Origin of the sequence: Amycolatopsis sp. lyj-112, assembly GCF_046549055.1 — a bacterium.
Classification (GTDB): Bacteria; Actinomycetota; Actinomycetes; order Mycobacteriales; family Pseudonocardiaceae; genus Amycolatopsis.
The window spans coordinates 658,606-671,051 of record NZ_JAJPWS010000003.1; the positions used below are offsets into that span (position 1 = coordinate 658,606).

General features: G+C 68.6%; 12 protein-coding genes. 2 read left to right on the top strand and 10 right to left on the bottom strand.

All coding sequences use genetic code 11. The features are described from left to right. Positions 1-97 precede the first annotated feature (97 nt). The 3 genes from ACLJRL_RS15205 to ACLJRL_RS15215 all read right to left on the bottom strand — a co-directional run bounded on the left by ACLJRL_RS15205 (position 98) and on the right by ACLJRL_RS15215 (position 3,124). Positions 98-1,123: a hypothetical protein gene (locus ACLJRL_RS15205; RefSeq protein ID WP_410656769.1), complete on the bottom strand. Its 1,026-nt coding sequence runs from the start codon at positions 1,121-1,123 to the stop codon at positions 98-100. 82 nt (positions 1,124-1,205) lie between these two features. Beyond that, entirely contained in the window at positions 1,206-1,895 is a 690-nt protein-coding gene (locus ACLJRL_RS15210; protein ID WP_410656770.1) for a response regulator, read from the bottom strand. Further along, complete coding sequence (locus tag ACLJRL_RS15215; protein ID WP_410656771.1) at positions 1,892-3,124, bottom strand: sensor histidine kinase; 1,233 nt, start codon at positions 3,122-3,124, stop codon at positions 1,892-1,894. Before ACLJRL_RS15215 ends, ACLJRL_RS15210 begins: the two co-directional genes overlap by 4 nt. A gap of 292 nt (positions 3,125-3,416) precedes the next feature. On the opposite strand from ACLJRL_RS15215, the gene ACLJRL_RS15220 reads away from it, so the two are divergent. Both ACLJRL_RS15220 and ACLJRL_RS15225 read left to right on the top strand, forming a co-directional pair. Continuing rightward, entirely contained in the window at positions 3,417-4,064 is a 648-nt protein-coding gene (locus ACLJRL_RS15220; RefSeq protein WP_410656772.1) for a DNA-binding response regulator, read from the top strand. A gap of 14 nt (positions 4,065-4,078) precedes the next feature. Beyond that, positions 4,079-4,978, top strand: a complete 900-nt coding sequence (locus ACLJRL_RS15225; protein WP_410656773.1) for a hypothetical protein — start codon at positions 4,079-4,081, stop codon at positions 4,976-4,978. Positions 4,979-5,062: 84 nt separating this feature from the next. Here the strand turns inward: ACLJRL_RS15225 and ACLJRL_RS15230 are convergent, their stop codons facing one another. From ACLJRL_RS15230 to ACLJRL_RS15260, 7 genes are all read right to left on the bottom strand, one after another. After that, the gene (locus ACLJRL_RS15230; protein ID WP_410656774.1) at positions 5,063-5,812 is read right to left on the bottom strand and encodes a phosphoglyceromutase; all 750 of its coding nucleotides are present in this window, start codon (positions 5,810-5,812) and stop codon (positions 5,063-5,065) included. A 447-nt stretch (positions 5,813-6,259) separates the two neighbouring features. Next, entirely contained in the window at positions 6,260-7,198 is a 939-nt protein-coding gene (locus ACLJRL_RS15235; RefSeq protein WP_410656775.1) for a DUF4349 domain-containing protein, read from the bottom strand. 69 nt (positions 7,199-7,267) lie between these two features. Beyond that, on the bottom strand, positions 7,268-7,783 hold the full coding sequence (locus ACLJRL_RS15240) for a YbjN domain-containing protein (protein WP_410656776.1): 516 nt from the start codon (positions 7,781-7,783) through the stop codon (positions 7,268-7,270). After that, the gene (gene mshA, locus ACLJRL_RS15245) at positions 7,780-9,084 is read right to left on the bottom strand and encodes a D-inositol-3-phosphate glycosyltransferase (protein ID WP_410656777.1); all 1,305 of its coding nucleotides are present in this window, start codon (positions 9,082-9,084) and stop codon (positions 7,780-7,782) included. Before mshA ends, ACLJRL_RS15240 begins: the two co-directional genes overlap by 4 nt. A 21-nt stretch (positions 9,085-9,105) precedes the next feature. Further along, positions 9,106-9,918, bottom strand: a complete 813-nt coding sequence (locus ACLJRL_RS15250; protein ID WP_410656778.1) for an alpha/beta fold hydrolase — start codon at positions 9,916-9,918, stop codon at positions 9,106-9,108. Between the two features lie 21 nt (positions 9,919-9,939). Next, positions 9,940-11,121: a L,D-transpeptidase gene (locus ACLJRL_RS15255; RefSeq protein ID WP_410656779.1), complete on the bottom strand. Its 1,182-nt coding sequence runs from the start codon at positions 11,119-11,121 to the stop codon at positions 9,940-9,942. A gap of 238 nt (positions 11,122-11,359) precedes the next feature. After that, the gene (locus ACLJRL_RS15260) at positions 11,360-12,424 is read right to left on the bottom strand and encodes a UDP-N-acetylmuramate dehydrogenase (RefSeq protein ID WP_410656780.1); all 1,065 of its coding nucleotides are present in this window, start codon (positions 12,422-12,424) and stop codon (positions 11,360-11,362) included. Between the last annotated feature and the right edge of the window lie 22 nt (positions 12,425-12,446).

A 12,446-nucleotide genomic window follows, 5' to 3' on the forward strand; every position in this document is an offset into this window, starting at 1 on the left:
ATGTCCAATGCGCGCTCCAGCGGTTGCGAGCCGGCACGCGACGGGGCCTCGGCGGCGCGCGCGCTACCCACCGTCTTCCGCATATCCGTCACCTCTGTCACCGTGCCCGTTCTCCTTCTCCGAAGTCCAGTCCGCTGCTGTCACCGGTCTCCTTGCGCGCCGAAACGCGGGAGAGGCGGCCGCCAGTCTCGTCCGCACCATTCGAATGGTCCAGCCGTCGCAGGATGACACCTTCTCGCAGTGCCCACGGACAGATCTCCAGTTCTTCCAGGGAAAGCGCCCGCATGGTGGCTTGCGCGACGAGCGCGCCGGCCACCAGCTGATGCGAGCGGCTCGCGCTGACCCCCTCGAGTTCTGCCAGGTCATGGGCGGTCATCCGGGAGATGAACGCGATGAGCTGGCGCAACGCGGTGTCGGTCAGGGTACGGCGCGCACGCGGCCCGCTGGCCGATGGCGCCGCTCCGGTCAGCCTGGCGAGTGACCGGAACGTCTTCGACGTCGCGACGACACGATCGGGTTCACCCAATTTAGCGACCTTCTTCGCAAGCCCCGCGAGCTGTTCTTCGAGCCATGCCGAAGTCGCGATGAGCTCCGAGCGGGTCGGCGGGTCGTTCTGGAACCGCGTCCGGGTGGTCCGGCCCGCACCCAGCGGGAGGGACTCGGCCAGATCGGGTTCCTCGTCCATGCCCATCGCGACCTCGAGCGAGCCGCCGCCGATGTCGAGCACCAGCAGCTTCCCGGCCGACCAGCCGAACCAGCGGCGGACGGCGAGGAAGGTGAGCCGGGACTCGTCCACCCCGGAGAGCACCTTCAGCTCGACGCCGGTCTGCTCGTGGACCTTCGCCAGTACCTTCGGGGCGTTCTTGGCTTCACGGACCGCGGAGGTCGCGAAAGCCATGACCTCTTCGCAGCCGAGCCGCAGGGCCGCCGCCTTCGCCGATTCGACCGCTCGCACGAGGCTGTCCGCACCGGCCCGGCTCAGGTCGCCGTGGCGGGTGATCTGCTCGGCGAGCCGCAGGACGGCCTTTTCGGAATGCATCGGGGTCGGGTGGGCGCCACGGTGGGCGTCGACCACGAGCAGGTGGACGGTGTTGGAACCGACGTCGAGTACCCCTAGGCGCACGAGCGTCTACGGTACCCGCCCGCACGTCAGGTCACGAAACCGTAACCGTGATCTGTATCGCAACGGGCGGGTACCGGGCCGATCAGGTTTCGAACTTGTAGCCCAGGCCGCGCACCGTGACCAGGTGCCGAGGGGAGCCCGGGTCCGGTTCGATCTTCGAGCGCAGGCGCTTCACGTGGACGTCGAGCGTCTTCGTGTCGCCGACGTAGTCCGCGCCCCACACCCGGTCGATCAGCTGCCCGCGGGTGAGCACGCGGCCCACGTTGCGGAGCAGGTACTCGAGCAGGTCGAACTCCTTCAGCGGCAAGGAGACCTCCTGGCCGTCGACGGTCACCACGTGCCGCTCGACGTCCATCCGCACCGGTCCGGCGCTGAGCACCAGGGGCGCGAGGTCGCCTTCGGACCCCGGCTCACCGCCGCGGCGCAGCACCGCCCGCACCCGCGCGATGAGCTCGCGGGCCGAGTACGGCTTGGTGACGTAGTCGTCGGCACCCAGTTCCAGCCCGACGACCTTGTCGATCTCGCTGTCGCGCGCGGTCACCATGATCACCGGCACCGCGGAACGCTGCCTGAGCTGCTTGCAGACGTCGGTGCCGCTCATACCAGGGAGCATGAGATCGAGCAGGACGATATCGGCGCCGTTGCGATCGAACTCTTCGAGTGCCTGCTGCCCCGTCACGGCGACGGCGGCGGTGAAGCCCTCTTTGCGGAGCAAGAACGCGAGCGGGTCGGCGAACGACTCTTCGTCCTCGACGATGAGAACCCTCGTCACAGGTTTCCTCCATGGTCGGGGCTTTCTTGCCCTGTTGCCACGAGACGGGGTGTCCGCTCGGGGGTCTTCTCCGGCCGGGATACCGGCGGAGCCTGTTTGGCGGCCGCCGCCGGTTCGGTACCGATGTGGGCGGGGATCCGCAGGGTGAAGGTCGACCCGGTGCCGGGGCGGCTCCACAGGCCCACCGATCCGCCGTGGTTGGCGGCCACGTGCTTGACGATCGCCAGGCCCAGCCCGGTACCGCCGGTCGCCCGTGACCGCGCCTTGTCCGAGCGGTAGAACCGCTCGAAGACGCGTTGCTGGTCGTCCTCGGCGATGCCGATGCCGCGGTCGGTCACCGCGATCTCGACCTTCCCGTCGACCAGGCGCCTGCTGATCGACACCGGGCTGCCGGGCTGCGAGTACGCGACGGCGTTCTCCAGCAGGTTCGACAGCGCGGTGACCATCAGCGTCCGGTCGCCCTCGATGAGCAGCCCGCTGGCCGCGTCGGTGGTGATGGTGATCTCCGCGGATTCCGCCGAAAGCGACGTGCGGCCGAGCGCCTCGCGGACGACGGCGTCGACCTCGACCACGTTCAGGTCGGGCAGCCGTTCGGCGCCCTGCAGCCGGGACAGCGCGATCAGCTCGGTGACGAGCTGGCCGAGCCGGGTCGACTCGCGGAGGATCTTGCCGCCGAACCGGCGGACCTCTTCCTCGTTGTCGGTGGCGTCCAGCACGGCCTCGGTGAGCAGCGCGATCGCACCCACCGGCGTCTTCAGCTCGTGGCTGACGTTCGCGACGAAGTCCCGCCGGACGGCTTCGAGGCGGATCGCCTCGGAGTGGTCGACGGCTTCGACCACGGTGAACCCGTCACCCAGTGGACGGACTTCGCCGAGCACGGCCTCGGGCTGGCGGCCGCGGGCTTCCAGCGGCGAAAGGTCGATCTCCGTGGCCTCGTCCGTCTCGACCACGTGCTCGGCGGCCTTGCGGGCCCGCGGGTCGGCCTGGTTGACCTTCACCAGGCCCAGCTCGTAGGCGCGCGGGTTGTGCAGCACCATGTCGCCGAACTTGTTGAGCACGACGACACCGTTGTTGCTGGAGCGCACGAGCCGCTCCAGCAGTTCGGCGACGGTGGGACCGACCGGTCTGCGGTCTTCTCGCCGGGCCCTCCCCTTCGCGATGAGGAGGCCGACGACCACACCGACGATCAGTCCGCCGAAGGCCAGGGCGAGTGCAACAGGCGTGGTCACAAGGGGATCGTAAGCGTGTGGGTAGCCTTTTGGCCTAGCCCCGGATGCGTTCTCGTGATGCCCGTGACACCTGGGGCAGGCCTGTTCGCGTGCAGGTCAGGCGCCGTTCACGTGCCATACCCCGGACCGAGATCTGCCGGGTGATCCAAGTCACCCGTTGCGGGGATGCCGGCGCGCTCCGGCGCCCGTATTCCTACTTTCGTCGCGATTCTCACCGCACGGCGATTACCGCTCGCAGGGAAATAGCGATGTTCCCGTCACAACGGCCGGGGAATGTTGGAAGACTGTCGAGGTGGAACTCGTCAGTGACATCTCCCTGATTCGCGGAGAAGAAGAGCTGTTCGACCGGACGGCTCATCTGTTCGTCGCGGCGACCGACATCGCCTGCGCGGCCGATGACCTCTACACCTGGGCGCTGTCCAAACCTTCGCTGACCCGCCAGGGCGAGCGGCTGGTGCACGACAAGCGGATCCGGAAGCTCTACCGCCCCGGCGTCCTGCTGAACGACCAGACCGCGCAGCACCTGCACCACCTCTCCGACCTCGGCGCGCAGATCCGGATCGGCACCGAGGAGATCAACGAGGCGATCCTGCTCGACGAGCGGGTCGCCATCATGGCCGGTGACGCCAGCAAGGCGGTGCGCACCTACAGCGTCATCTCGCGCCCGGAGCTGGTTCAGGGCATCCTGTCGCTGTTCGAAGCCGCCTGGCGGGCGGCGGCGACGCTGGAGACGTTCGACGCGCGTTTCGCCGACATCCGGATGGAGGCACCGCAGATTCTCGAGTTCCTGACCACCGGCTGCAAGGACGAAAAGGCCGCGAAGAGCCTCGGCATGGGCTTGCGCACGTATCAGCGGCGCGTGTCCGAGCTGCTGGTCGCGCTCGGCGTGACGTCGCGGCTCCAGGTGGACGCTCGGGCGCGGGAGCTCGGCCTGTTGTGAGGCGCTGGGCAGGGTTGGTCTTACTGCTCGCGCTCGCGGGCTGCGCCACCACGGTGACCGGCACCGCCCGGCCCGAACCGGCCGGTCCGCCGTCGAACGCCGCGCTGGTCGATCCGGCCCGGACCGCGTCGCTGCTGACGTCCGTGAGGACCGCCGCCGAAGCGGTGTTCTCCTATGACGGCGCGAACCTGCCCGTCCACGAGAAGGCGGCCACCGACAACCTGACGCCTGCCGCCCGCGAGGAGATCGCGCGACTGCTGACCGCGGTCCGGAACTCGCCGGAGCCGATCAAACTGGTGACGAAGGTGATCGTCTCGGCCGCCGTCGAGCAGACGCCGGACAAGGCGCAGGTCCTGACCGTGGTCGACCAGAGCAGCACGCGGGCCGGCACCACCAGCAAGGGCGTCGCGACGGTGCTGCTCGCCACGATCCGCGACGGCGAGCGGTGGCGGATCGCCGAGATCAAGGTCAACCCGCCCCGGCCGCGGCTACCGGCGGAGAAGCCGGGCGCGGGTGAGCGGGCGATCGCGGTGGCGCGGGACGCCACCCGGGACGGCGCTCTGCGCCTCGCCGGCACCCTGCTGACCGTGGATCCGGCCGATCTCGAAGGCTCCTACGCCCGCTATGAGGCGGCGTCGACCGGAGAGTTGCTGACGCAGTTCCAGCAGAACAAGGCGACGTGGATGACCCAGTTCCGGGCGTCGGGCGCGAAGACGTCGATGGATCCGAGCTCGATCGCCGCGGTCATGGAACTCGTGGGCGACCGGGCGAGCGTGCTGCTCTACGCGACTTCGAACGTCTCGGACGCGCAAGGCGCGGTGACGAAGAAGCCCCTGAACATCGTCCTGCGGATGCAGCGGCTGCCCGAAGGCTGGAAGGCCTCCGGCATTGAGACGGTCAACGCCCTCCCCTGAACGCGATTCGTCCTCTAGTCGCGGTAATTCGAGAGCGAACTACCGCAACTAGAGGACGAATCGCGAGGGTTTAGCGGGCCTTGGTCAGCGGCCCTGGTTCGCGACGGCGGCCGCGGCTGCCTTGGCGGCGTCGGGGTCCAGGTACGTCCCGCCGACAGTGACCGGCTTGAGGTCGTCGGTCAGGTCGTAGCGCAGCGGGATGCCGGTCGGGATGTTGAGCCCGGCGATGGCGTCGTCGGAGATGCCGTCGAGGTGCTTGACCAGCGCCCGCAGCGAGTTCCCGTGCGCGGCGACCAGGACGGTCTTGCCCGCGCGCAGGTCCGGCACGATCTCGGACTCCCAGTACGGCAGCAGCCGCGCGACGACGTCCTTGAGGCATTCGGTCAGCGGGGCGGCGTCGCCGAGGTCGGCGTAGCGCGCGTCGCCCGCCTGGCTGAACTCGTCGGCCGGGTCGATCGGGGGCGGCGGGGTGTCGTAGGAGCGGCGCCAGAGCATGAACTGCTCCTCGCCGAACTCGTCCAGCGTCTGCTTCTTGTTCTTGCCCTGCAGCGCGCCGTAGTGCCGCTCGTTGAGGCGCCAGTCGCGCTTCACCGGGATCCAGTGCCTGTCGGCGGCGTCGAGCGCGAGGTTCGCGGTCGAGATCGCCCGGCGCATCAGCGAGGTGTGGACGACGTCCGGCAGCAGTCCCGCGTCGGTGAGCAGTTGCCCGCCCTTACGCGCTTCCTGCTCGCCCTGCTCGGAGAGCGGGACGTCCACCCAGCCGGTGAACAGGTTTTCGGCGTTCCACGTGCTCTGTCCGTGCCGGAGCAGCACCAAGGTCCCAAGCTCAGCCATGCCGCTAGCCTGCCAGAGCAGGCATAAGGGCGGTGAACAGGCCCGCTTGAACGAATCAGATTGAACGATGTTCTACGGAGAGTGTGTTACCTACGAGTAACACCTTCACTCGTCCAGAAGACAGGACGCCAACAAGTCCGATTACCCCGGAAACAGGCTGCACTCCGTTATCCCGCATTTCGAAGTTCACTCTAACGGAGTAACCAGTAGTCTTGTGATTACAGGTGGAGATCTGACAGGTTGACTACGTCCCACGCGGCCGGATTCCACGCACTCCCCGGCTCGACGTGGGTGACGACCGCGACTCGTCTCCCCCCTGCCGAGTCGCGGCGCCCGCCGGCCCCGTTGGCATCCCCCTCGTCACCGGGTCCACCTTGGCGGGAACTTCAGCGGGGCGGCTCGAGATCGCGACTCCCCCCTCCCTCGAGCCGTCCCGCCTAGTCTTTTTCAGTCCAGCGGAGGCGCGGACGGCAGATCCGAAGCGGTCGCCGTCGCGGGAGCCAGCGGACGGCGCCGCTTACGCAGCCACCACACCAGCGCGACCGCGGGGATGCCGAAGACCAGCAGGAACGGCGCCATCGCGCCGATCACGGTCAGCAGCCCGCCGCCGAAGGTCAGGAACGCGTCCCAGCCGCCGGTCAGCCCGCCGAGGAATCCGCTGCGTGACTCCTCTTCGGCCGCCACGACCGCTTCCGCCTTCACCTGCAGGGAAATGGTCGACATGGCGACACTTCCGGCCAGGCTCTCGCGACGCTTCTGAAGCGACTCGAGTTCGGCCTCGCGGCTCGTCAGCTCACTCTCCACCGACGCGATCTCCGACACCGAAGTCGCCTTCGCCAGCAGCGCGCGGATGCGCTCGACGCTCGCCTTCTGGGTGGCGAGCCGGGAGTCGACGTCGACCATCTGCTCGGTCACGTCCGTCGCGGTGACCTCGCGCCGGGTCTGCTTGCCCAGTTTCCCCAGCTGGTCGAGAACGCCGTCGAGACGCTCGGAGGGGACGACGACGTTCACCGTCGCGCGCTTCTCCTGCGTGCTCTCCTGCCCCGTGTACCCACCGACGCCCTGGGTGATGACGCGCACCTGCGAGACCGTGTCGGCCACGTTCGGCGAAGTGAGCTCCAGGCTCGCCGTGCGCACCAGCTTGCGGTCGGTGATCCCCGGCTGCCCGGCGGGCACGGGCGCCTTCTCTTGACCCGGCTTGCCCGCGGCGGAACCCGTGCTGTCCTTGTTCGGTCCGCCCTGATCAGGCGCGCCTTGGTTGGGCGCAGCCTTCCCGTCGGCGGACATGGGCATCTCGGAGGATCCCCCGCCGGAATCGTTCGCCGAGCAGCCGGCCAGTGCCAGCACGATGCCGGCGGCGGCCAACCATCTCAATCGCTTCTTCATTGGTCCTCTTCTCCCTCCAGTGCTGAGGAAAGAGACGGAACCGGGTTCAGACCCGTTGCACCGTTCGGGTCACGAGTCGGTCAAGGCTCCCGGCTCGTGCCCGTCCGCGGGCTCGACGAGGTGCTTGAACGCCTCCAGGTTCGCCAGCGACTCGCCGCGGGAGACCCGCCAGTCCCACTCGCGTTTGATCGACGAGGCGAACCCGAGTTCCAGCAGCGTGTTGAAGTCGCCGTCGGCGGCCTCCAGCACCTGGCCGAGGATCTTGTCCAGTTCGGACTCGGTCACCGTGTCCAGGCCGAACTTGCCGACCAGGTAGATGTCGCCGATGGCGTCCACGGTGTAGTGCACGCCGTAGAGTTTCGCGTTGCGGCGCAACAGGAAACGGTAAACGTCCTCATGGGACTCGTCGGGACGGCGGCAAACGAAGGCCTCGACGGCGAACGCGTGGTCCCCGGCGACCAGCCAGCAGTTCGTCTGCAGCTTCTTGGTCCCGGGCAACGTGACGAAGTACTTGCCCTCGCCGCGTTTGTCGTACTCCAGACCCGCGTTGTCCAAAGAGGACCGCAGGATCCCGTCGAGCGTCAAACCGCCACCTCCGCGCGCTGTTCGAGGGCACGCCGGAACGCGCCGGTCGCCTGAGCGTACGTGTCCAGCAGACGATCCGTCGTGCGGCGCCAGGAAAAGCGCTGCGCGTGGACGACGGCGTTGGCCGAAAGCTCGGCACGCCAACGAGGCCGCAGCGCGACGTTCGCGAGCGCACTCGCCCACTCCTTCGGCTCGTGCGAGGGCACCAGCAGCCCGGAAACGCCGTGCGGGACCGCCACCGGCAGGCCGCCGACCTCGGCCGCGATCACCGGCGTCCCGCAGGCCTGCGCTTCCAGCGCGACCAGCCCGAACGACTCGTTGTAGCTCGGCACGGCGACGATGTCGGCCGCGCGGTAGACGTTGACCAGCGACCGGCCCGGCTGCGGCGGCATGAACCGGGTCTGCTGCTCGATGCCGAGGGAGACGGCCAGCTCGCGCAGGGCCTGCGGCTGCTCCAGCCCGGTCCCGGACGGGCCGCCGACGATCAGCACGACCAGCCGCGAAGCCAGCTCCGGACGCTCGCGCAGCATCTCCGCGGCGGCCAGCAGGAGGACGTCCGGCGCCTTCAGCGGCTGGATCCGGCCGGCGAAGGCCAGCACGATCGCGTCCTGCGGCAGGCCGAGTGCCCGGCGCGCGGCCGACTGCGAACCCGGCGTGAACCGGTCGAGGTCGACGCCGGGCGGGATGGCGTGCACGGCGTGCGGGTCGGCGTCGTACAGCTCGATCAGTTCACGGGCCTCGACCCGGGTGTTCGCGACGAGGCAGTCCGCCTCGGCGACGACCTGTTCCTCGCCGATCACGCGGGTGCGCGGCTCGGGGGTGTCACCTTCGGCCAGCGCCGCGTTCTTGACCTTGGCCAGGGTGTGCGCGGTATGCACCAACGGCACGCCCCAGCGGTCACGGGCCAGCCAGCCCGCCTGGCCCGAGAGCCAGTAGTGCGAGTGGATGAGGTCGTAGTAGCCGGGTTCGTGGAAGGCCTCGGTCCGCAGCATCCCGGCGGTGAACGCGCACAGCTGCGCGGGCAGCTCGTCGCGCCCGAGCGGCTCGAACGGCCCGGCCGGGATATGCCGCACCAGCACGCCGGGCGCCAATTCGGCGACCGGTGGCTGATCCGACGACGTCGCCCGCGTGAACACCTCGACCTCGACGCCGCGTCGCGCCATCTCGGTCGCCGTCTGGCTCACGTAGACGTTCATCCCGCCGGCATCACCGGTACCCGGTTGCTCCAGCGGAGAGGTATGCAAGGACAGCACCGCGACGCGCCTGGGCGCGGCATCGAACCCGTACGGGGGGAACGTCACCTGGTCAACACTCCTGAAGTCCTACTGATCGGCGAACCCGCGCAGCAGGCCACCGAACTCGTCCGCCGCTTCGGCGAACGGCAGATGCCCCACCTCAGGTAACCAACGCATGACGGCACCCTGAATCTTCCCTGCCGCGTATTCCGCTGACGTCGGATCGATCACAGCGTCCGCGAGACCATGGACGATCAGCGTCGGTTTGTCCAGATCGCGTAGTACGTCCCCACTTTCGACGTCGCGCCGGAACAACGCGGAGCGCACCGAAGGCGGGGTCGAGAGCATGGCACCGAGCAGGGACTGGGTCAGCGTCCCGGACACCGGCGCGGCCGTCATCTCGCCGTTGAACTGCACCAATGCGGGAATCGCGACCACCGGATCGTCCGAAAGCACGGCTGGGAGGGCCGCGCGCATGGCGGGCCCGACCTTCCCACCGGGGCGGTCCTTGCCGATCTCTGTGATTGCGCCCACAAAAACGACGCCGCCGAGCCGGGCGGACCCGTGCACGCGGAGGTAATCGGTGATGACCAGCCCGCCGTAGGACCAGCCGACGACGATCGCGTCGTCACCGGCGAAGTCGAGCACGGAGGCGAGATCCTCGGCCCAGACCCGCGGATCGTCGTAACCCGCTGAGGGGACCTCGGAGTCCCCGTGCCCGCGAAGATCCATCGCGACCAGGCGGAACCGCTCTGACAGGGCAGGATCCGCCATCTGGGGCGCCCAGGCACGGGCGGACTGGGCCCACCCGTGCACGAACACGATCGGACGGGTGTTCTCGGCGCCCTCGACCCACAAGCCGATGCGGGTCCCGCCGTAGCCGACTACCTCGGTCTTCATGTGTCCTTGATAGCTCAAGGACTACTTGATCGCCGAGAGAGCCTTCCAAGACTTCCAGTCGTAGAACCAGTTCTTGACGTCCGATTTCGTCGGGCTGTTCAGCCGCGAGCCGGTGATCTCGACCGGGTCGCCGATCATCGCCGAGTCGAAGTACTTCTTCGCGTCCGCTTCGAGCAGGTTCACGCAGCCGTGCGAGGTGTTGGCCTTGCCGATGTTCGACGCGTTGTCCTGGTTCTCGTGGATGTACTCGCCGTTGTTCGAGATCCGGCAAGCCCACTTCTTGTTGACGTTGGTGTAGCCGTAGCGCGCGTTGTCGAAACGGGCCGTCGGCTCCTTGGTCATCACGATGAACGTGCCGTTGGGTGTGTTCCGCGGGACGTCACTGTCGAGGCCGTTGGAGCACGGGTAGCTCGCCGACGGGGCGCCGTTGCGGTAGACCTTCACCGCGTGGTCCGGGGTGTTGATCTTGACGACCTGGTTGCGGCCGATCTTGAACTTGGTAGTGACGTCGGCCTTGCCGAACGCGCCGCCGCCGAGCGCGACGCCGTAGAGCTTCGCCTCGACGTTGACCGTGATGTTGGCGGGCCAGTACTCCTTCGGCCGCCAGTCGACCTGAGTCTCCGAAAGCCAGCCCCAAGAACCTTCGACGTCCTTGTCGGTCGTCACCTTGAGCGCCTTCTCGGCGGCCGCCTTGTCCTTGACCGGGGACGCGAACTTCACGCTGATCGGCATCGCGACGCCGACCTCGGCGTCGTCGGCCGGGTTCAGCGTGGCGCGAACCTCCTTGGCGGGCTTGACCGTGGTGAACGTGCCCTTGAGCTCGGCGGTCTTGTTGTCACTGCCGGTGGCCTTCGCCGCGTACGTGTACGTCTTGCCGTAGCCGAGAACCTCGGAAGCGGTCCAGGTGAGGCCGTCGGGCGAAAGCTCACCCTTGACGTCTTTGCCCGATTCCCCGGTGACCTTGACCTCGGTGAGCTTGCCGTCGGCGACCTTGACCACGACCGGGGCGACCACGGAAGCGTCCTTGGCGTCGACGGCCGGCTCGGCGGTGATCTTCGCGAGCGGCTGCGCGGTGTCGCCGCCCTGGTCGCCGCCACTGCCCTCCGGCTTCGCGGTGCCGCCTTCTTCGCTGGAGCAGGCGGCAGCCAGCATGGCCGCCCCCGCGGCGAGCGCGGCCTTGAACACCGTGCGCCGTTCGATCACCGTGAACCTCCCATTGGCCCCCACGCGAGCACCTACCCGCTCAGCGCTGGAGACCTCTCCGACGTTACCCGCGGCGATGGAACTCACCCTCGCCCCTCACCGATAGACGCACGGGACGGACGAGAGGTTGTTCCCTTGCCCCGTTTAGTCCTCTAGTTGCGGTCTTTGCGCGTGCAAGTACCGCAACTAGAGGACTAAACGCAGGGGATTCAAACGCAGGGGGTCGAACGCGCGGGGGTTAGAGCGCGCAGCCGATGAGGAGGGGTTCCGGGTGCAGGGAGACGCCGAAGCGGGCTTCGACGCCGTCGCGTACTTCGCGCGCCAGGGCGAGGAGGTCGGCCGTTGACGCCTTTCCGCGGTTCGTGAGCGCCAGCGTGTGCTTGGTCGACAGTGAGACCCGGCCTCCGGGCCCCTCGTGCCCCTTCGAGAATCCCGCGCGCTCGATCAGCCAGGCGGCGGACAGCTTCGTGCCGCCGGGCGCCGGGTAGCGCGGCACGCGCACGTCCTCGCCGACAACGTCAACGATCCGCGCCAGGACCTTCGCGACCTGGGCTTCCCCGATGATGGGGTTGGTGAAGAACGAGCCGGCGCTCCACGTGTCGTGGTCGTCCGCGTCGAGGACCATGCCCTTGCCGCGACGCAGCCCGAGGACCGCTTCGCGCGCTTCGGCCACCGGGACGCGGTCGCCGATCTCAGCGCCGAGAGTGCGGGCGAGTTCGGCGTAGCGGATCGGGGCCGAGAGGCCGTCTTCGGTGACGTTGAAGCGGACGGTGAGCACCACTCCGGCGTCGGTCCCCTTGAGGATCGACGTGCGGTAGCCGAAGCCGAGTTCTTCGGCGGTCAGCGTGCGGGTCTCGCGGGCGGACCGTTCGTAGAGGTCGACCGAGACCAGCGACTCGGCCACCTCGCAGCCGTACGCGCCGACGTTCTGGATCGGCGTCGCGCCGACCGAACCCGGGATCCCGGAGAGGCATTCGAGCCCGCCGATGCCCTCGGCGACCAGGCCTTCGACGAAACCGTCCCAGTTCTGCCCGGCGGCGACCTCGACGAGACCTCCGTCACGCTTCCAGCCCGTGTTGCCGACCTTCAGCAGCGTGCCGCCGAAGCCCTCGTCGGCGACGACGAGGTTCGAGCCGCCTCCGAGCAGCAGCACCGGCTCGCCCGCGTCGTCGGCCTCGCGGACCGCGTCGACCAGGGCCTCGGCCGTCTTCGCCTCGGCATAGCGCCGCGCCGGGCCGCCGAGCCGCAGCGTCGTGTGATCGGCGAGGGCGGCGGGCTGGAGGGGAGTTTCGGCAGTGCTCACGCCCATGAACGGTACTGTCTGG